We start from the raw sequence: 19,205 nt of genomic DNA on the forward strand, positions 1-19,205 counted from the left end.
CATCTTTTTCTCGGTGAAGTTTCTTTCAGGTTCAATCACCGTAAGGAAGATATTTTCCCTTTGATTTACAGGCTCTTAAAGCGTACCGGCTATAACGAAATACAACAAATTTTGGTCCGGATTCGTTGACCATTACCAAAACTTTTAACGCGAGTTGGTTTCCCCCTGTTTTGCCAGGCAAAACAGGGGGAAACCAACTCGCATTGAAAGTCTTTGAAGGGGGTCTGGGGGAAACTTTCTACAGAAAGTTTCCCCCAGCGTAATTAATCAGAGCTTCCTTAGAGCAGGACGAGCAGGAGTATGCCGAGCAGGACCCGGTAGGCGACGAAGGGTGTCATGGATATGCGCGAGAGGGCTTCGAGGAAGAGGTGTATGGTCAGGTATGCGGTGGCGAAGGCGACGGCGAAGCCTGTGGCCACGGCCGCCCAGGGCGTGTCCCAGCCGGCCTCGACGAGCTTTAGTCCCTCGAGTCCTCCGGCCATTGCGCCGACGACTACGGCGAGGAGGAACGAGAAGCGGGCCGCGCCCACCCGGCTCAGCCCCATGAAGAGTCCGGCCGTTATTGTTATGCCCGAGCGGCTCGTGCCCGGTATGAGGGCGAGGGCCTGGGCCGCTCCCACGACCATGGCCGCCTTCCAGCCTATCTCTTCGGCGTCGGACGCGCCCGGATGCCTGTCGGCCGCCCAGAGGACCATGCCCCAGACGATGGACGACCAGGCGATGACATGGACCGAGCGCAGGTGAGTCTCTATGAAGTCGTGGCCCGCGAGGCCGGCGGCCGCCACCGGCGCGGTGGCCGCGGCTATGAGCAGGGCCGTCCTCCCCTCCTTCGTGAGCGAGCCCGTGCGCGCAGAGCGGAAGGCTCCGGAGAGGAGCGAGCGCAGTTCGGCGCGGAAGTAGATGACCACGGCCAGCCAGGTGGCGGTGTTGAGCGCCACGTCGAAGGCGAGCCCCTGGTCGGGCCTGCCCGTGAGCTTGGGCAGCAGTATGAGATGGGCGCTCGACGAGACGGGCAGAAACTCGGTGAGCCCCTGGATGAGGGCCAGTATGACGGCCTGGGTGGTGTCCATGGCTATCCTTTCGAGTGCGCCGGCCGCTGCGGCGATCATTCACTATACGGCCCCTCGGACGCGGCTGTCAAGGACGGAGGCGCCCCCATGCGCCGCACCGGCGACAATTGCCTTGACCGGCGGGGCCTTCCGGTGGTTTAATGGAAGGCGCGTGCCGGTCTTGGAGAAGCTATGATTGATTATTCTGAGGGGAAACTCTCTGTAAAAGGGCCATAGGCCCGCGTTTCCCCCCTGCCTCATCGTATGTTACTCGGATCTTCGGCTGTACCGGGGGGTCGGTCCGCGCCAGGCGGGATTTTTTACGCCTTTGCGGCCCGACCCCCCGGTACAGCCCCCACGAGGCAGCCGCCGCGGGCAGTCTGGGGGAAACTTTCTGAAGAAGGGCCATAGGCCCGCGTTTCCCCCTGCCCCATCGTATGTTATTCGGATCTTCGGCTGTACCGGGGGTTCGGCCCGCGCCAGGCGGGATTTTTTTACGCCTTTGCGGCCCGAACCCCCCGGTACAGCCCCCACGAGGCAGCCGCCGCTGGCAGTCTGGGGGAACCGTGGGGCTATGACCCTTTTACAAAAAGGTTCCCTCAGTAGACGCTGAAGAGGTATTGGTGAGCTTGAATCTTCTTGCGAGGCCCATCGGCCGGACGGTCGCGGCGGTCTTCGTTCTTGCGGCCCTCTGCGGTATTGAGACGGCCGCCTCCGGAGCTCCGGTGACGGTTGCGGTCCTGCCCTGGAGGCTCAACGCCGAAGAGAGCGGCTTCGAGTACGCGAGGGCGGCCGTGGAGGACCTCGTCCTCTCGCGCATCGGCTCGGCCGGCGCGGTGCGCATGAGACGCAAGGACCTCGTGGCCCGGGCCGCCGAGGGTCTCGGCGACGGCCCCATCGACGACGCCGCGGCGCGCAGGCTCGGCGAGAAGCTCGCCTGCGACTACGTCGTCTTCGGCAGCCTCACGATCATGGGCGACTACCTGAGCCTCGACGTGCGGCTCCTTTCGGTGGGCGACGGGTCGGTGCGCTTCTTCTACGCCAACGGCGCCTCCGAGGCTGCGCTCATAGAGATGGCCTCCGAGGTGGCGGAGGAGGTGATCGCCGCCGTCTCGCCGGAGGAGAAGGACCTTGGCCCGCCGGCGATGACCTACAGGGGCAAGTTCGCCCCTTCCACGGCCGGCGACGGCGAAGAGTCCCGTCCCTGAGGAAGGTGTCGGGGAGGCCGCCGTCGGTTTTTTGTTGCACAGCGGCCCGCCCTGTGCTAACATGTCACACCCGTGCGGCGCGGGCGCCCTCCACAGGGGTTGCGTCCCCCGGTCCCGCCGCGGAACCCCTTCATCTTCTCACTGTCACGGCGGTGTAGCTCAGGTGGTTAGAGCAGGGGTCTCATAAGCCCCGTGTCGGTGGTTCGAGTCCACCCACCGCCACCACTCCTTGCTTCCTTATCCCCGGCGTCAGGGATGGCGCAGCTTCGCCCACGCCTTCGTGGAGAGCGCAATATGCTCTCCCCCCTTTTTCACGGCGGCGCAGGAGCCGGGGCATCGGTCGCCCCCGGCGCTGGGACGAAGAGGTGCGGCCTTGTCGCGGGAGCCGTGCTCCCACGCGGCGGACCCTGTGGGTCGGGTCGCGCCAGGCGGGGGTATACGCCTTTGCGACCCGACCCACAGGGTCCGCCGCCTGTCGTCGAGTACGAAGTGAAAGCGTATCTTCCCCGTGCCGGCCGGCGCTGTTTCTCCTCCCGTCGCAACCGCCGGCGCAGGCGGCGCGGCCGCCCTCAGGCGAACCTCTTTCGGTGCCAGCGCCAGGCGTCGGCGATGATCGTCTCCATGTCGCTCCGCAGCGGCCGCCACCGCAGGACGCGCTCCGCCTTCCGCCACGACCCTATGAGCACGGGCGGGTCGCCGGGCCGGCGGGGACCGGTCTCGACCCTTATCTCCCTGCCGGTGACGGCCCTGGCGGTCTCGATCACCTCCCTCACCGACGCTCCCCGGCCGCTTCCGAGGTTGACGACCTCGCTGCCCCCGCCGGCGAGAAGGTGTTCGACGGCGAGCACGTGGGCCCCGGCGAGGTCGCTTACGTGGATGAAGTCGCGGATGCAGGTGCCGTCGGGCGTTGCGTAGTCCGTGCCGTTCACCGTCACCGACGGGCGCCTTCCGGCCGCGGCGTCGAGCACGAGGGGCACGAGGTGGGTCTCGGGACGGTGGTCCTCGCCGGTCTCGGCCTCGGGGTCCGCGCCCGCGGCGTTGAAGTAGCGCAGGCAGACGCTCTCGATGCCGTAGGCCGCGCCGAAGTCGGCGAGCATCCCCTCGACGGCGAGCTTGGTTCTGCCGTAAGGGTTTACGGGCCGCGCCATGACGTCCTCGGTTATGGGCATTCGTTCGGGCTCGCCGTAGACGGCGCAGGTCGAGGAGAAGACGATCCGCGCCGTGCCGGCGGCCACCATGGCGTCGAGGAGGTTGAGAGTGCCGGCCACGTTGTTGCGGTAGTAGGCGGCCGGCTCGCGCACCGACTGGCCCACGTAGGCGAAGGCGGCGAAGTGGACGACGGCGGCCGGGGCGTACCGTTCGAGCACGGCCCGTATCGACCGGGGGTCGAGGAGGTCGCCCGCCTCGAAGGGGCCCCAGCGGACGAGCTCCCTGTGGCCGTTGACGAGACTGTCGAAGCTCACGGGCTCGAAGCCGGCCGCCGCAAGGGCCTTGCATGTGTGGGAGCCGATGTAGCCGGCTCCGCCTGTGACGACGATGGGTGTCCTCTGATTCATGTGGCCGGTTCGCTCGGGGCGCGGGGCTTCGCCGCAGCGACGGCTCAGCGGCCGAGAAGCTCCGCCAGTATCTCCTTGAGCCGGGAAAAGCGCACGGGCTTGTCCAGGTGGAGCGTTATGCCCATGTCGATCATCTCCCTTACCTCGGGGTCGTGCCTGCCGAAGCCGGTCACGAGTATGAAGGGGGCCTCCGGCGCGAGCTCTTTTGCGCGGCGCAGCACGTCGGCGCCGGTGACGCCGGGCATCTTGGCGTCGCAGAGGATGAGCGAGACCCCTCCCTTTTCGAGCTCCTCGATGCCGGCGGCTCCGCCCACGGCGGCGGCCACCTCGTAGCCCCACAGCCTCAGCCAGTCGCAGTAGAGCTCCACTATGAGCTCTTCATCGTCCACGACGAGTATCTTCTTGTCGCCTTTCATCGGTGTGTGGTCGTCCTTTCGTCAACGGGCCGCGGGCAGACGCATGGTGAAGGTCGTCCCCTCTCCGGGACTGGACTGCACGGTTACGGTGCCGCCGTGTTCCTCGATTATACCATAAAGCGTGGAAAGGCCCAGTCCCGTGCCCTTGCCCGTCTCCTTGGTGGTGAAAAAGGGCGTGAAGATGTCGCCCAGTATGGCGGGGTCCATGCCCGATGCGTTGTCCGAGAAGCGCAGCCTCACCGTGTCGCCGCCCTCGGCCTCGGCGCTTATCCTTATGCGTCTTTCTCTTGCGTCGTCCACGAGCTCGAAGGCGTCCGCCGCGTTGTCGGCCAGTATCTGGAAGGCGGCGGCTATCTTGTTGCGGTCGCAGAGCAGGGGCGGGAGGCCGGGTTCGATCCTCTTCTCGACCTTTATATTCCGGCTTTCGAGCTGCTTTTCCAGGAGCATGAGCGAGTGGTCGACGACGGCGGCCGCGTCCTCGGCCATGGGCCTGAAGGTCTCGGGCTCCCTGGAGAACTCGCGCAGGTGGTCGATGATGGTGGTCATCCTGTCGGCGCACCTCGCTATGGCGTCCATGTCGTCCTTGAGCCTGCGGCGGTCCCTCTCGCCGCCCTCCGCGAGGATGTGGGATATGAGGGAGGCCTTGCCGGCGATGACGGCCAGGGGGTTTTTGAGCTCGTGGGCTATGCCCGAGCTGAGCGTGCCCAGGGCGGCGAGCTTGGAGGACTGGACGAGGCGCGCCTGGAGTTTTCTGTACTCGCGCATGTCGGCGGCGGCGCAGACGAGGCCTGAGAAGCGTCCCGGCTTGTCGCGCAGCCTCGTGGCGTTGAAGGTGACCGGTATCTTCTCGCCGCCGGCCGTCACGTAGCAGACGTCGTAATCGACGACCACCCCCTTGCCGGTCAGCCTGTCGAAGAGTTCTTCGCCCCGGAGCCAGCGTCCCCCGCCCTTGCCCCTCTCCCGGGCCGTCACTATCTCGTCGATGCTCTTTCCCACCAGTTCCCCGCCGGTGCAGCCGAGCATGCGGCAGGTGCTCGGGTTGACCGAGCGGATGAGTCTTGCGGCGTCGGTCACTATGATGGACTCGCCCACCGAGTTTATTATGGAGTCGAGGTGGTCGCGCGAGACGGTCGTCTCCTCCAGTCTGTCCATCATGGCGTTGAACGCCCTGGAGAGGAAACCCACCTCGTCGCGTCCGCCCATCGGGGCCCTCAGCTCCATTTCGCCTTCGCCTATGCGCCGCGCGGTGCTCACGAGGGCGTTTACCGGTCTTACGACGAAGCGGTGGAGGAAGAGGACGACGAGGTTGAGGAGCACGAAGCCGACGATTATGAAGAGCGTCTGCATCCTGCGCACAAGGGCCGTCTTCTTCTCGGCCTCCTTCTGCAGTATGGTCACCACTTTGTCTACCGACGTTATGATGTCGATCTCTTCGAGGCGTCTCTGCACGGCCGAGGCGGCCGCGGCTCCCGTGCCCGCGGTCCCGTTGAGCACGTCGACGAGGATGCGCCTGAAGTCCCGCCACTTCTCCGCTACGACGGAGAGGGCGCGGCGGCCGGCCTCCGTCACGAGGGGATCCACCCTCACCTTCCCTCCCAAGGTGTCGATGGTCTCCCCTCCGGCGGCGAATGCGTCGAGGGTGGAGGAGAAGAGGTCGATACCGCCCCTGAGCCTGTCGCGCAGGCCGGCAGCGTCGGCGACTCCCTCGCCATCGAGCTGCAGGCGGTTTGCGGTGAGCATGAGCCTGGCGGCCAGCATGCGCTGGCGGCCGGCGAGGTTTATGAGCAGCGCGTCCTGGCGCTGGGTGTCGAGGATGCGGTTTGTCAGGAGGTGGTCGGAGGCGAAGAGGGCGAATGAGATGAGGATTATGGCCAGGAACTTGACCTTGATGCCGAGCCAGGGGTTGATGGTTTCCTGTTGCCGGAGTCTGTGCATGGAAGAATGATAGAAGAAAGCCGCTCCACCGCGATTGCCCGTCACGGGGCGCGTGGCTCGCTCGAAGGCGCTTGTCCCGCGCTCCGGGGCTTGAGCGCTGGAGACCGGGGCCTCGGCCTGCGGGACTACACCATATTACCGCAACGGGAGCCTTTTTTGAAGGCGAAAATGTAAAGGAAACTCTGATTAATTACCTGGGGGAAACTTTCTGTAGAAAGTTTCCCCCAGACCCCCTTCAAAGACTTTTAATTCCCTGCGGTTCCTCCCGATTTTGCTTGCAAAATCGGGAGGAACCGCAGGGCGTTAAAAGTTTTTGGAGGGAGCCTGAGGGAACCTTTTTACAAAAAGGTTCCCTCAGTGCAATAAATCACAGCTTCCTAAAGTCGAAAAAGAGGCCCGGCGCCGCCCGCGAAGAGGGGGAAGCGCTTCGGGCCGCCCTTTCGCGGTCGGCCTTCCGCCACGCTCTCCCCATAAATGCCTTGACACCGTGAGAGGTTTTCTGTATACAGTATACAGTCCGATCAGGGGCGGGAGGCTTCGGCGGCTCGGGGTCTCCTCGTATGACCGGGTCGTCCGGCCGCCATCCCCGGGGGCGGCGAAGAACGCAGCAGCTTTCCTAAGGAGGTCAAATGGGCCGAAAGAAGATCACCATCGTCGGCGCGGGACACGTGGGCGCGCATACGGCGCTATGGGTGGCGCTCAAGGAGCTCGGAGACGTGGTGCTCCTCGACATCGTCGAGGGCGTTCCCCAGGGCAAGGGGCTCGACCTCTTCGAGGCATCGCCCATAGAAGACTTCGACGCGCGCATCACGGGCACCAACGACTACGACGACACGGCGGACTCCGACGTGGTGATAGTCACGGCCGGGCTTCCGAGAAAGCCCGGCATGAGCCGAAGCGATCTCATAACCACCAATTCGGGCATAGTCAAGAGCGTGGTCACCGAGATCGTGCGCCGCTCGCCGCAGGCCCACCTCATAATCGTCACCAATCCGCTGGACGTCATGGTATACGCCGCGTGGAAGCTCAGCGGTCTCGACCCCCACAGGGTCGTGGGGCTCTCGGGAGCGCTCGACGGCTCGCGCCTGCGCTCTTTCCTCGCCATGGAACTCGGCGTCTCGGTCGAGGACGTTCACGCCATGGTCATCGGCGGCCACGCCGACGAGATGGTGCCGCTGGTGAGGTATTCGACCGTCTCCGGCATACCGGTGAGCCAGCTCATGAGTCCCGAGAGGATCGAGGCCGTGGTGAAGCGCACCAGGACGGCGGGAGGAGAGATCGTCGGGCTCCTGAAGACGGGAAGCGCGTACTACGCCCCCAGCGCCGCGGCGGCCGAGATGTGCGAGGCCATCATAAGGGACAAGAAGCGGGTCATCCCCTGCGCCGCCTACTGCGACGGAGAGTACGGCGTGAAGGATATGTTCATCGGCGTGCCCGTAGTGCTCGGCGCAAAGGGCGTGGAGAGGATAATCGAGGTGGAACTCGACAGTGACGAGCGCCGCGAGTTCGACAGGAGCGTCGAGGCCGTAAGAGGACTCATAGCGGAACTCAGGCTCTGAGGCCTTCTTACTGAGGGAACCTTTTTGTATTTGTAAAAGGGTCACAGACCCACGGTTCCCTCAGGCCCCCTTTCGTTATGTGGCGGCCCACGGGAGGTTCGGGCCGCGCCAGGCGGGGTTTGTTTACGCCTTTGCGGCCCGAACCTCCCGTGGGCCGTCCCGCAGGGGCCGAGGAAACTCTGATTGATTACTCCGGGGGGAGGGGGGGAACGCGGGCCTGTGGCCCTTCTACAGAAAGTTTCCCCCGGAGGCGCTGCGTAAGAGCGGGAGAGGGAGTGAGGATCGTAAGGACGGAGGAGATAACGGCGGCCGTGCGGGATCTCTGCATGAGGGCCGCCACGGAGCTTGGGGCCGACGTGGCCTCGGCGCTTCGCTCCGCGCTCGAGCGCGAGGAGTCGCCGCTGGGCCGGGAGATCCTCAAGCAGATCGTCGACAACTTCGAGATAGCCGCCTCCGAGGGCCGACCCATGTGCCAGGACACGGGCATACCGGTCTTCTTCATCGAGGTGGGGCGCGAGGCGGCCGTCGACGGCCCGCTCGAGGACGCCGTGAACGAGGGCGTGCGCCGCGGCTACGAGGAGGGGTATCTGCGCAAGTCGGTCTGTCATCCCCTGACGCGCGAGAACACGGGAGACAACACGCCGGCCGTCATCCACACAACCCTCGTCGAGGGGGACGGCGTGCGCATAAAGTTCGCGCCCAAGGGCGCGGGCAGCGAGAACATGAGCAGGCTCGCCATGCTCAAGCCCTCGCAGGGGATCGAGGGCGTGAAGGACTTCGTCGTCGAGACGGTGCGCCAGGGGGGCGGCAATCCCTGTCCTCCCATAGTCATCGGCGTGGGCATAGGCGGAAACTTCGAGAAGTCGGCGATCCTCGCCAAGAAGGCGTTGTTGCGGCCCATAGGTTCGGCCAACGGCGACGCCGGGCTCGAGGCCCTCGAAAAGGAGCTCGTCGAAAGGATAAACCGTCTCGGCATAGGTCCCATGGGCTTCGGCGGCGTCACAACGGCCCTGGCCGTACACGTCGAGAGTGCGCCGTGCCACATAGCGAGCCTTCCGGTGGCGGTGAACATCCAGTGCCACGCGGCGCGCCACAAGGAGGTCGAGCTCTGAGGCCGGCCCGGCCTGCCGAGGAGCCTGTCGAGGGGACGAGATGACGGAAGTCAAAAGGATAACGCCGCCTCTGGGCGACGACGACGTGGCCGCCCTCAGGGCCGGCGACAGGGTGCTCATAACGGGCACCCTCTACACGGCCCGCGACGCGGCCCACAAGAGGCTCGTGGAGCTGCTCGACAGGGGCGGGGAGCTTCCGTTTGACATAAGGGGGCAGCTCATATATTATGTCGGTCCCACGCCAGCCCGTCCCGGCGAGATCATAGGCTCGGCCGGACCGACGACGAGCGGCCGCATGGACGCCTACACGCCCAGGCTCCTCGAGCTCGGGCTGAAGGGCACCATCGGCAAGGGCGCCCGGAGCGACGAGGTCAAGGAGGCGATGAAGCGTTTCAGGGCCGTCTACATGGCCGCCGTCGGCGGGGCCGCGGCGCTCATCGCAAGGAGCATAAAGAGGGCCGAGATAGTGGCCTACGAGGACCTGGGACCCGAGGCGGTGCGAAGGCTCGAGGTCGCGGACTTCCCGGCCATAGTGGTGAACGACATGTACGGCGGCGACCTCTTCGTCGAGGGCGTCGAGAAGTACAGGAAAGAGTAGCTTGTCCATGAGGATACGTCTCGATTCCGCCGAGCTCGACGGCCCGCTCGTGCGCCTGCTGGAGCGGATGAGCGGCGAGCGCTTCAGCAACTGCTACCAGTGCGGCAACTGCTCCGGCGGCTGCCCCGTGACCTACGAGATGGAGATACCGCCGAGCCAGGTCATAAGGTTTCTCCAGCTCGGCAAGGTCGACGAGGTCCTGGCGGCCAACTCCATGTGGGTCTGCGTGGGGTGCCTGCAGTGCTACTCGCGGTGCCCCAAGAGCGTGAGCCTTGCAAAGATCCTCGAGGCCATGCGCCAGCTCTCGCTTCGAAGGGGCGAGGACCACGAGCCCATAAGCGAGGTTCCGGCGGCGTTCCTGAAGACCGCGCCGGCCCAGGCCCTCGTCTGCGGCTTCAGGAAGTTCGTGAGCTGAGGGGCCGGCCGCCCCGTAGAGGCCGCCGCGGACAGGATCGCCCGGAGCCCCCCGGCCTGCTCCGCCGAGGGAGTCTTTCTGAAAGAGGACCAGGGACCCACGTTACCCCGGCACAACGAAACGGCACATAGATGAAGATACCATACTACCCGGGCTGTACGCTCAACAGCTACGCCAGGCACTTCGACATGGCCGCCCGCGAGGCGTCGCGCAGGGTCGGCTTCGAGATGGCGGAGCTCTTGCAGTGGAACTGCTGCGGAGCGACCTTTCCGCTCACGCCCGACAACGTCATGGGGCTCACGGCGCCGGTGAAGGTGCTGGCCAACGCCAGAAGCGACGGGGCCGGGGAGCTCGTGACCCTCTGCTCGGTCTGCTATAACGTCCTCAAGCGCACCAACAAGGTCATGCGCGAGGACCGCGAGCGCCGCGACATTGTCAACGGCTTCATAGAGGAGAGCTACGACGGCGGGCTCGACGTGCTCCACTACTTCGAGGTCCTGCGCGACCGGGTGGGGTTTGAGAGGGTGAAGGAGGCCGTGACCCTGCCTCTCAAGGGCCTCAGGGCGGCGGCCTACTACGGCTGCATGCTGCTTCGGCCCTTCGAGGACATGGGCATAGACGACGCCGAGGCGCCGACGGTCTTCGAGGACCTGCTCGCCGCCATGGGCGCCGAGCCCGTCTCCTTCTCGAACAGGATAGAGTGTTGCGGGGCCCACCAGGCCATGGAGAGGGAGGCCATAGTGGTCAAGCTCTCCGGCAGGGTCCTCACCCAGGCCGCCGAGCTCGGCGCCGAGGTGGTGGTGACGAGCTGTCCGCTCTGCCAGTACAACCTCGAAAAGAGCCAGAAGAAGGTGGCCGAGCAGACGCCCGGCTTCACCCCCATGCCGGTCGTCTACTTCACGCAGCTTCTCGCCCTGTCCGTTGGCGTGGCCGGAGAGGACCTAGGACTCGAACACAACGCCTGGGACGCAAGGCCGCTCCTCAGGGAGAAGGGGGTGCTGTGAGGGGCGCCGGAGAAGGGGCGGTCGCGGTCAGGGAAGCCCATGAGCCGCGCTGCTTCGTCCCCCCGCAACGACGGGCCCAGGGGAGCGCCGTCATAACGAGGGAAACTCTGATTCATTGCACTGAGGGAACCTTTTTGTAAAGGGTCGCAGACCCACGGGTCACAGACCCCCGGCTCCCTCAGACTCCCTCCAAAAACTACGAGTTGGTTTCCCCCTGTTTTGCCTGGCAAAACAGGGGGAAACCAACTCGCATTGAAAGTCTTTGAAGGGGGGCTGGGGGAAACTTTCTACAGAAAGTTTCCCCCAGGGTAATTGATCGGAGCTTCCCAAGAGAAGAGGTGCATCATGCCGAGGATAGGCGTATTCGTCTGCCAGTGCGGCAACAACATAGCCTCCACCGTGGACACGGCCGAGGTCGCCGAGGAGATCAAGAAGATACCCGGCGTGGTCTACACCGGGGACTATAAGTTCATGTGCTCGGCCCCTGGACAGGAGACACTGCGCGAGATAGTCAAGAAGCACCGCCTCGACGGCGTCGTCGTCTCGGCCTGCTCGCCGCACATGCACGAGAAGACCTTCCGCAAGGCCTGCGAGAAGGCGGGACTCAACCCCTACCTCTGCGAGATTACCAACATACGCGAGCAGTGCTCCTGGGTCCACCACGACAAGACGAAGAAGACGGGCACCGTAAAGAGCATAGACCTTACGCGCATGACCGTCGAGCGGCTCAAGAAGAACAGGGCGCTCACCAAGATAAGGATACCGGTCAACAAGCGGGCCCTCGTCATAGGGGGAGGCATCGCCGGCATCCAGGCGGCCCTCGACATAGCCGAGGGGGGGCGCGAGGTCATACTGGTGGAGAAGGAGCCCTCCATAGGCGGCAACATGGCGCGGCTCTCCGAGACCTTCCCGACCATGGACTGCTCGCAGTGCATACTCACGCCCAAGATGGTCGAGGCCGAGCTCCACGAGAAGATAAGGATCTACACCTACTCGGAGGTCGAGAAGGTGGAGGGCTACATAGGGAACTTCTCGGTGCGGATTCGCCGCAAGGCCAAGTACGTGGACGAGGAGCTCTGCACGGGCTGCGGCGAGTGCGTCGAGAAGTGCCCGTTCAAGGCCGCAAGCGAGTTCGAGCTGGGGCTGAACAAGCGTAAGGTCATATACACGCCCTTTCCCCAGGCCGTGCCCAACATTCCGGTCATCGACGCGCCCAACTGTCCGAAGATACAGAAGGACAAGTGCGGGGCCTGCGCCAAGGTCTGCGGACCCAAGGCCATAGACTACTCGCAGACCGACGAGTTCGTCACCGAGGAGGTGGGCGCCGTCGTCGTGGCCACGGGCTACGAGCTCATGCCCAACGAGCGCTTCGGCGAGTACGGCTACGGCAGGATAAAGGACGTCATAAGCGGTCTCCAGTTCGAGCGGCTCGCCTCGTCGTCGGGACCGACGGGCGGAGAGATAAGGCGTCCCTCGGACGGCAGGGTCCCGGAGAGCGTCGTCTTCATCCAGTGCGTGGGCTCGCGCGACGAGGCCAGAGGTGTATCCTACTGCTCCAAGATCTGCTGCATGTACACGGCCAAGCACACCATGCTCTACAAGCACAAGGTCCACCACGGCCGCTCCTACGTCTTCTACATGGACATACGTTCGGGCGGCAAGCGCTACGAGGAGTTCGTGCGCGGCGCCATCGAGAATGAGGGGGCCGTCTACCTGCGCGGCCGTGTTTCGCGCGTCTACGAGCGGGGCGGCAAGGTCGTGGTGCAGGGAGCCGACACGCTGAGCGGCTCGCAGGTGGAGATCGAGGCCGACATGGTCGTTCTCGCAACGGCCATGGTTGCCCGCAGCGGCGCGGACCAGCTCGCCCAGCGCCTCGGCATCGGCTACGACAGGCACCGCTTCTACAACGAGTACCACCCCAAGCTCCGCCCCGTCGAGACGGTGACGGCGGGCATCTTCCTGGCCGGCACCTGCATGGGGCCCATGGACATACCGGACTCGGTGAGCCAGGGCTCGGCGGCGGCGAGCAAGGTGCTCTCGCTCTTCTCGGCCGACGAGATGGCCCGCGAACCCATAACGGCCAGGGTCAACGCCATGACCTGCAACGCCTGCTGGGACTGCGTGGTAGCCTGCCCCTATTCGGCCATAGAGAAAAAAGAGATAAAGAACCGCCGGGGCGAGACCGTGCGGCGGGTGGCCGAGGGGAACGAGGGCGTGTGCCAGGGCTGCGGCGTCTGTGTGGCCGCCTGCAGGAGCAAGACCATAGACCTCGACGGCTACAGGGACGAGCAGGTCTACGCGGCCATCAATGCGTTCTGAGTTTTCGGGGGAGACTCCCTGAAGAAGTCTTTCCGAGCTCCCTTTCAAGGACTTCCGGCTCCCCCCTTCGCGGCCGGCGGCCGTGAAGGGGCCGGGCGTTGAAAGTCTTCGGAGGGGCTCTTGCCCGCGCCGGCCGCCTTGGGGCGGTCCCCTGCAGGCCCGGGCCGCAGGGGCGTAAAAAACCCCGCCCGGCGCGGCCCGGGCCTGCAGGGGACCGCCGTACATACGATGACATACGGGGGAGGGGGAGGCGCGGGCCCGTGGCCCTTCTTCAGAGAGTTTCCCCCGTGAAGAGGAAAGAGGCTTTCCGATGAGTGGAGTGAGCGAAGATGCGGCCTGGGAGCCGCGCATAATGGCCTTTGTCTGCAACTGGTGCACCTATGCGGGGGCCGACCTGGCCGGGACGAGCCGGATGGAGTACAGGCCCAACGTGCGCATCGTAAAGCTTCCGTGCACCGGGCGGATCGATCCGCTCTTCATCATAAAGGCCTTCGAGAACGGCGCCGACGGCGTGCTCGTATCGGGCTGTCACCCCGGCGACTGCCACTACACCACTGGCAACTACCATGCCAGGCGGCGCTGGATAGGCTTCAGGAGCCTCATGGAGTTCTGCGGCATCGACATGCGCAGGCTCCATTTTTCGTGGGTCTCGGCCTCGGAGGCCATAAAGTGGGTGGAGCTCATAAACAAGATCACCGACGAGGTCAAATCCCTCGGTCCCTTCATGGAGTACCGGCGGATAAACGAAGGCGCCTGAGCGCGGCGTCTGCGGAAGAACCGGATGGAAAACGAACTGAGACGCAAGGCGCGGGAGCTTCTCGAAAGCGGCGAGGTCAAGGTGGTGATAGGCTACGGCTGGAACAGGCGCCGCACCTTCACAACCCCGATCTTCGTAACGAGGCCCGACGATACGGACAGGCTCATATTCAACGAGCGGTGCGTAAACAACCTCTCCGTCTACCTGACGCGCAAGTACCGCGACATCCAGGCCCTGGGCCGTCCCGCCATAGTGGCCAAGGGCTGCGACATCAGGAACATCGCCGTGCTCATAAGCGAGGGACAGGTCGAGAGGGAGGGGGTCTACATCATAGGCGTCGTCTGCAGGGGCGTGGTCTACCGCCAGGAGCTCTGGAAGGGCGAGCTGCGGCCCGAGATCATGCCCGTCAAGTGCCACAACTGCGATGTGCGAAACCCCCACATAGCGGACGCCGTCGTCGGAGAGCCCTCGGACTTCACGCCGCCGGAGGAGCCCGCGGGCATGGTCTTCGACAAGATACGCGAGGTCGACGCCATGGAGCCGGCACAGCGCTGGGCCTTCTGGATGGAGCACTTCAGGCGGTGCATAAAGTGCTACGCCTGCCGCCAGGTCTGCTCGCTCTGCTACTGCGAGCGGTGCATAACGGAGAAGAACATGCCCCAGTGGATAGAGACGTCGGCCCATCCGAGGGGAAACCTGGCGTGGAACCTCATACGCGCCATGCACCTGACGGGGCGCTGCACCTTCTGCGGCGAGTGCGAGAGGGCCTGTCCCGTCAACATACCGCTCAACGTCATAAACCAGAAGATGTCGCTCGTCGTGGGCGAGGCCTTCGACTACCGGTCGGGCTACGACCCTGGGGAGCACCCTCCCATGATCGTCTTCAGGCCCGACGACAGGGAAGACTTCATAAAGTAGGACGGTGCGCTCCGAAGGGGACTGATATATGGCAAGGGTTCGGTTTCTGAAGAGAGATGGTCTGGCGGAGTTGGTCGGGGCGGTGCGCCGGTCGGGGCGCAGGTTCGTCGCGCCCGTGGTCGATGCGCGCCAGGTGGTCTACAGGGAGATTGACGACGCATCGCGGGTATGCCTCGACTACATCGTGCCGCGCAACTCGGTGAAGGAGTTCATGTTCCCCCAGACCGAGACGGTGGCGACCTTCAGCATCGCCAAGGGCGAGGTGGACCTGCGTGAGGTGGAGCCCCCGGCCGTGGAGACGGTCGTCTTCGGAGTGCGGCCCTGCGATGCGGCGAGCATAGCCTCCATGCGCTCGGTCTTCACCTGGGACTTCGTGGACCGCTACTACACGGAGCGCCAGGATCGCTGCCTCATCGTGACCGTGGCCTGCACGTCGGGAGACGACGCCTGCTTCTGCACATCCGTGGGGCTCGGACCCGACGCGGCCGAGGGCAGCGACGTGCTGCTGCGCGAGACCGAGGGCGGGGACTTCACGGTCGAGGCCGTGAGCGAAAGGGGCGAGGCCTTCGTAAGTGAGTTCGCCGGGGCCTTCGGCGAGGCCGGCGGCGTGGAGACCAGGGCGCTCTTCGAGCCCGGGAGGCTTGAAGCGGATACGGGGAAAATAACGGAGTGGCTTTCGCGCAGGGAGCACTACGACGAGCCCTTCTGGGCCGAGGCCTGCCGCAAGTGCGTGGGCTGCGGCGCCTGCACCTTCTCGTGCCCCACGTGCCACTGCTTCGACATCATCGACGAGGGCACGGCCTTCGAGGGCGAGCGCCGCAAGAACTGGGACGCCTGCCAGTTCGACCACTTCACGCTCCACGCAAGCGGACACAACCCGCGCGACACGCAGTACAAGCGCTGGCGCAACCGTTTTATGTGCAAGTTCAACTACTACCCCAGGAAGTTCTCCTCCAGGGGCTGCGTGGGCTGCGGCCGGTGCATAAGGGTCTGCCCCGTGCGGCTCGACATAACGGAGGTCATGGAAGAGGTCACGGCAATGGCGGCCTCTCAACAATAGACGCCCGGAGGGCCGTTGGCGAGATGTGCAGCAGCAAGCATGACAACATATATCTCCCCCACCTCGTGACCATAGAGGACATATACGAGGAGACGCCGGACACGCGCAGCTACCGGCTCGTCTTCAAGGACGAACGCCTGCGCGAGAGCTTCGACTTCAAGGCCGGCCAGTTCGGCCTCTACTCGGCCTTCGGCTACGGCGAGAGCACCTTCTGCATCGCCTCGTCGCCGACGCGCAAGGGCTACATCCAGTGCACCTTCCGGCGGGTGGGCCGGGTGACGGGCGGGCTGGCGGAGCTCGAGATAGGCGACACCATGGGCTTTCGCGGCCCCTACGGAAACCACTTTCCCATCGAGGAGTGGAAGGGCAGGAACATAGTCTTCATAGCCGGGGGCATAGGGCTTCCGCCGGTGCGCTCGGTCATATGGAACTGTCTGGACAGGCGCGAGGACTTCGCCGACCTCACCATAGTCTACGGCGCGCGCACCGTGGCCGATCTCGTCTACAAGAACGAGCTCAGGCACTGGGACGAGCGCGACGACGTGGAGCTCGTCTGCGCCGTGGACCCCGGCGGCGAGACGCCGGAGTGGACCGGCCGGGTGGGGTTCGTGCCCGCCGTCCTCGAAGAGGCGGCGCCGGCGGCGCGCAACTCCATAGCCATAGTCTGCGGCCCGCCCATCATGATAAAGTTCGTGCTCCAGGCCCTCGACCGCCTCGGCTTCAGCGACGAGCAGGTCTACACGACGCTGGAGAACAAGATGAAGTGCGGCGTGGGCAAGTGCGGCAGGTGCAACGTGGGGGACGTCTACGTCTGCAAGGAAGGCCCCGTCTACACGGCGGCCGAAGTGAAGAGGATGTACAACGACTTCTGAGGGCCTGGCGGGGCTCTTCGTGAAGAGCCCCGCCAGGCCGAAGGCTTTCAACGCCCCCGCCGCCCGCAAGGCAGGCGGCGGGGAGTTCGGGGTGCGGGAAAGGGGCTTAAGGGGGCCGGACGGACCTCCCGCCACGGTCTTCCCGCAGGTCGAACGAGGAACGGAGACAGTTAAATGGGCAAGGAAAAGTCTGCATTCAAGCCCCTGGCCACGGGCGATCGGACCATCCCGCCGGAAGGCGCGAAGATGATATCCCTGTACATAATGGGACGGGAGTACGAGGTCCCGGAGACGCTGACGGTGCTCAAGGCCGTCGAGTACGCGGGGTTCCGCTACGTGCGGGGCTGCGGCTGCCGCGGCGGCATATGCGGCGCCTGCGGCACCTTCTACCGCTACAAGGGGGATTACAGGCTGCGCACGGGCCTTGCCTGCCAGACCGTGGCCGAGCAGGACATGATCATCGTCCAGCTCCCCTTCTTCCCGGCCAACCGGCCGGACTACGACCTCGACGAGATGGGCGATGCTCCCCACGAGCGGCTTCGCAGCCTCTACCCCGAGGTCTTCAAGTGCGTGGGCTGCGGCACGTGCACGAGGACCTGTCCCATGGACATAGACGTGATGGACTACATAGCCCTCATGAAGCGCGGCGACCTCAAGGGCGCCGCGCTCAAGAGCTTCGATTGCGTCATGTGCGGCCTCTGCGCCTCGCGGTGCCCGGCGCAGATATCGCAGTTCACGGCCGCCATGTTCGTGCGCAGGCTCTACGGCAGGTACATGCTGCCCCGGGCCGAGCACCTCAAAAAGCGGGTCGAGGACGTGAAGAGCGGCAAGTACGAGAAGATGCTCGACGAGCTCAGGGCCATGAAGCCCGACGACGTGAAGAAACTCTACGTGGAGCGCGAGCGCGAGCCCGACCTTGCCGAGCCCGGCAAGTGGATGCCACAGGAGACGAAGTACCTGTAATCGAAGGAGGACGGCGGCGAGGGTCCGTCACGGAGGAGAGATGAGCGGCTATACGCAGGAATTCAGGGAGCTTATAAAGAAGGTCGAGGCCACGCGGCCTGCGAGGGTCGAGAAGGCCAGGCGCGGCGAGCACTTCCCGGCGCTCACCATGGCCCAGCGCGAGCAGTGGCTTCGCAGCTACCACCCCGACTACAAGAGCGAGGGCCGAAGGCCCCTGCGCGTCGGCCCCAACAAGGGGACGGTGCTCCCCGAGGAGGTCGCCGCGGTCATTGAGTCGAAAAGCCGCCTCGACCCCGCCGCCATCGACACCGGACGCATCGACTACGACACCGACGTGCTCGTCATAGGCGGGGGCGGCGCCGGCACGGCCGCCGCGCTCAACGCACAGGAGCGGGGCTGCCGCGTCATCATGGCCACAAAGCTGCGCCACGGCGACTCCAACACCGTCATGGCCGAGGGCGGCATCCAGTGCGCCGACCAGGAGGGCGACTCGCCCTACTACCACTACCTCGACGTCATCGGCGGCGGCCACTTCACCAACCAGCCGGAGCTGGTGGCCGCGCTCACCAACGACGCGCCCCTCATCATCCACTGGCTCGAAGAGATGGGCATGATGTTCGACAAGCTGCCCGACGGCCGCATGAAGGTTCGCCACGGCGGCGGCACGTCGAGAAAGCGCATGCACTCGGCGGGCGACATGACGGGGGCCGAGATAATGAGGGTCGTGCGCGACGAGGCGAGAAACCGCGGGCGCGGCATACGCATACTCGAGTTCGCCCCGGCCGTCGAGCTCCTGACCGACCGGGAGGGCGCCGCGGCCGGCGCCGTGCTCTACAACCTGGAGACCGAGGAGTACTACGTCGTAAGGGCCAGGGCCGTCATCATAGCCACCGGCGGCTTCGGACGCCTCCACATCCAGGGCTTCCCGACGACCAACCACTACGGCGCCACGGCCGACGGCATCGTCATGGCCTACCGCGCCGGAGTGAAGATACAGGACCTCGACTCTACACAGTACCACCCCACCGGCGCCGTCTACCCGGAGCAGAACGTGGGGCTTCTCATAACCGAGAAGGTGAGGGGACTGGGCGCCCAGCTTCTCAACGCCGAGGGCGAGGAGTTCTGCTTCCCCCTCGAACCGCGCGACATCGAGTCCTCCTGCATCATCCGCGAGTGCATCGAAGAGGGCAAGGGCGTCATGACGCCCGTGGGCCGCGTGGGCGTCTGGCTCGATTCACCCATGATAGACCTGCTCCACGGTCCGGGAACGGTCCGAAAGGAGCTTCCGGCCAAGTACATCCAGTTCAAGCGCTACAACATAGACATAAGCCGCGAGCCCATGCTCGTCTATCCGACGCTCCACTACCAGAACGGCGGGCTCGCCATAAACGAACGCGCTGAGACGACGGTGCCGGGACTCTACGCCGCGGGCGAGGTGTCGGGCGGCGTGCACGGCCGCAACCG

At 65.1% G+C, this 19,205-nt stretch carries 17 protein-coding genes and 1 tRNA gene; 14 read left to right on the forward strand and 4 right to left on the reverse strand.

Going from position 1 to position 19,205, the window contains the following annotated elements; all coding sequences use genetic code 11:
• Positions 1 to 278: 278 nt before the first annotated feature.
• Positions 279 to 1,070 (reverse strand): undecaprenyl-diphosphate phosphatase, encoded by a 792-nt coding sequence (locus ENJ37_02165; GenBank protein HHL39288.1) that lies wholly within the window; start codon positions 1,068 to 1,070, stop codon positions 279 to 281.
• Between the two features lie 602 nt (positions 1,071 to 1,672).
• On the opposite strand from ENJ37_02165, the gene ENJ37_02170 reads away from it, so the two are divergent.
• Together ENJ37_02170 and ENJ37_02175 are read left to right on the forward strand one after the other, a co-directional pair.
• A complete protein-coding gene (locus ENJ37_02170; GenBank protein HHL39289.1) occupies positions 1,673 to 2,257 on the forward strand; it encodes a hypothetical protein in 585 nt (194 codons plus the stop codon).
• A 148-nt stretch (positions 2,258 to 2,405) separates the two neighbouring features.
• A tRNA-Met gene (locus ENJ37_02175) sits at positions 2,406 to 2,482 on the forward strand.
• Between the two features lie 344 nt (positions 2,483 to 2,826).
• Here the strand turns inward: ENJ37_02175 and galE are convergent.
• The 3 genes from galE to ENJ37_02190 are packed head-to-tail and all read right to left on the reverse strand — an operon-like array spanning position 2,827 to position 6,164.
• Positions 2,827 to 3,813, reverse strand: a complete 987-nt coding sequence (gene galE / locus ENJ37_02180) for a UDP-glucose 4-epimerase GalE (GenBank protein ID HHL39290.1) — start codon at positions 3,811 to 3,813, stop codon at positions 2,827 to 2,829.
• Positions 3,814 to 3,857: 44 nt separating this feature from the next.
• Positions 3,858 to 4,229, reverse strand: coding sequence for a response regulator (locus ENJ37_02185; protein ID HHL39291.1), 372 nt, complete (start codon positions 4,227 to 4,229; stop codon positions 3,858 to 3,860).
• A gap of 21 nt (positions 4,230 to 4,250) precedes the next feature.
• A complete protein-coding gene (locus ENJ37_02190) occupies positions 4,251 to 6,164 on the reverse strand; it encodes a HAMP domain-containing protein (protein ID HHL39292.1) in 1,914 nt (637 codons plus the stop codon).
• 629 nt (positions 6,165 to 6,793) lie between these two features.
• Here ENJ37_02190 and mdh point away from each other — a divergent pair.
• From mdh to ENJ37_02250, 12 genes are all read left to right on the forward strand, one after another.
• Complete coding sequence (mdh, locus tag ENJ37_02195; GenBank protein HHL39293.1) at positions 6,794 to 7,723, forward strand: malate dehydrogenase; 930 nt, start codon at positions 6,794 to 6,796, stop codon at positions 7,721 to 7,723.
• Between the two features lie 77 nt (positions 7,724 to 7,800).
• Positions 7,801 to 8,835, forward strand: coding sequence for a fumarate hydratase (locus ENJ37_02200; protein HHL39294.1), 1,035 nt, complete (start codon positions 7,801 to 7,803; stop codon positions 8,833 to 8,835).
• A 40-nt stretch (positions 8,836 to 8,875) separates the two neighbouring features.
• Positions 8,876 to 9,433 carry a Fe-S-containing hydro-lyase gene (locus tag ENJ37_02205; protein HHL39295.1) on the forward strand — a complete coding sequence of 186 codons (558 nt, stop codon included), beginning with the start codon at positions 8,876 to 8,878 and terminating at the stop codon, positions 9,431 to 9,433.
• A gap of 7 nt (positions 9,434 to 9,440) precedes the next feature.
• Positions 9,441 to 9,848, forward strand: a complete 408-nt coding sequence (locus ENJ37_02210) for a heterodisulfide reductase (GenBank protein ID HHL39296.1) — start codon at positions 9,441 to 9,443, stop codon at positions 9,846 to 9,848.
• 131 nt (positions 9,849 to 9,979) lie between these two features.
• A complete protein-coding gene (locus ENJ37_02215) occupies positions 9,980 to 10,852 on the forward strand; it encodes a disulfide reductase (protein HHL39297.1) in 873 nt (290 codons plus the stop codon).
• A 345-nt stretch (positions 10,853 to 11,197) separates the two neighbouring features.
• A complete protein-coding gene (locus tag ENJ37_02220; GenBank protein ID HHL39298.1) occupies positions 11,198 to 13,171 on the forward strand; it encodes a CoB--CoM heterodisulfide reductase iron-sulfur subunit A family protein in 1,974 nt (657 codons plus the stop codon).
• Between the two features lie 310 nt (positions 13,172 to 13,481).
• Positions 13,482 to 13,928, forward strand: a complete 447-nt coding sequence (locus ENJ37_02225; GenBank protein HHL39299.1) for a hydrogenase iron-sulfur subunit — start codon at positions 13,482 to 13,484, stop codon at positions 13,926 to 13,928.
• A 24-nt stretch (positions 13,929 to 13,952) separates the two neighbouring features.
• Positions 13,953 to 14,846, forward strand: a complete 894-nt coding sequence (locus tag ENJ37_02230; GenBank protein ID HHL39300.1) for a Fe-S oxidoreductase — start codon at positions 13,953 to 13,955, stop codon at positions 14,844 to 14,846.
• Positions 14,847 to 14,928: 82 nt separating this feature from the next.
• The gene (locus ENJ37_02235) at positions 14,929 to 15,906 is read left to right on the forward strand and encodes a hypothetical protein (GenBank protein HHL39301.1); all 978 of its coding nucleotides are present in this window, start codon (positions 14,929 to 14,931) and stop codon (positions 15,904 to 15,906) included.
• A gap of 23 nt (positions 15,907 to 15,929) precedes the next feature.
• The gene (locus tag ENJ37_02240) at positions 15,930 to 16,778 is read left to right on the forward strand and encodes a heterodisulfide reductase subunit F (GenBank protein HHL39302.1); all 849 of its coding nucleotides are present in this window, start codon (positions 15,930 to 15,932) and stop codon (positions 16,776 to 16,778) included.
• A 174-nt stretch (positions 16,779 to 16,952) separates the two neighbouring features.
• Entirely contained in the window at positions 16,953 to 17,741 is a 789-nt protein-coding gene (locus tag ENJ37_02245) for a 4Fe-4S dicluster domain-containing protein (protein ID HHL39303.1), read from the forward strand.
• A gap of 40 nt (positions 17,742 to 17,781) precedes the next feature.
• Positions 17,782 to 19,205, forward strand: a 1,424-nt coding sequence (locus ENJ37_02250; protein HHL39304.1) for an FAD-binding protein, incomplete at its 3' end; no start/stop codon positions are given.

The sequence above is a fragment of the Deltaproteobacteria bacterium genome, from assembly GCA_011375175.1.
Taxonomy (GTDB): Bacteria; Desulfobacterota; GWC2-55-46; order GWC2-55-46; family DRME01; genus DRME01.

Bases quoted from the DNA above. Each gene is read 5' to 3' on its own strand.
- ENJ37_02165 (HHL39288.1), bottom strand. From the start codon at position 1,070: ATGGACACCACCCAGGCCGTCATACTGGCCCTCATCCAGGGGCTCACC.
- galE (HHL39290.1), bottom strand. From the start codon at position 3,813: ATGAATCAGAGGACACCCATCGTCGTCACAGGCGGAGCCGGCTACATC.
- ENJ37_02185 (HHL39291.1), bottom strand. From the start codon at position 4,229: ATGAAAGGCGACAAGAAGATACTCGTCGTGGACGATGAAGAGCTCATA.
- ENJ37_02190 (HHL39292.1), bottom strand. From the start codon at position 6,164: ATGCACAGACTCCGGCAACAGGAAACCATCAACCCCTGGCTCGGCATC.
- mdh (HHL39293.1), top strand. From the start codon at position 6,794: ATGGGCCGAAAGAAGATCACCATCGTCGGCGCGGGACACGTGGGCGCG.
- ENJ37_02200 (HHL39294.1), top strand. From the start codon at position 7,801: ATGTGGCGGCCCACGGGAGGTTCGGGCCGCGCCAGGCGGGGTTTGTTT.
- ENJ37_02205 (HHL39295.1), top strand. From the start codon at position 8,876: ATGACGGAAGTCAAAAGGATAACGCCGCCTCTGGGCGACGACGACGTG.
- ENJ37_02210 (HHL39296.1), top strand. From the start codon at position 9,441: ATGAGGATACGTCTCGATTCCGCCGAGCTCGACGGCCCGCTCGTGCGC.
- ENJ37_02215 (HHL39297.1), top strand. From the start codon at position 9,980: ATGAAGATACCATACTACCCGGGCTGTACGCTCAACAGCTACGCCAGG.
- ENJ37_02220 (HHL39298.1), top strand. From the start codon at position 11,198: ATGCCGAGGATAGGCGTATTCGTCTGCCAGTGCGGCAACAACATAGCC.
- ENJ37_02225 (HHL39299.1), top strand. From the start codon at position 13,482: ATGAGTGGAGTGAGCGAAGATGCGGCCTGGGAGCCGCGCATAATGGCC.
- ENJ37_02230 (HHL39300.1), top strand. From the start codon at position 13,953: ATGGAAAACGAACTGAGACGCAAGGCGCGGGAGCTTCTCGAAAGCGGC.
- ENJ37_02240 (HHL39302.1), top strand. From the start codon at position 15,930: ATGTGCAGCAGCAAGCATGACAACATATATCTCCCCCACCTCGTGACC.
- ENJ37_02245 (HHL39303.1), top strand. From the start codon at position 16,953: ATGGGCAAGGAAAAGTCTGCATTCAAGCCCCTGGCCACGGGCGATCGG.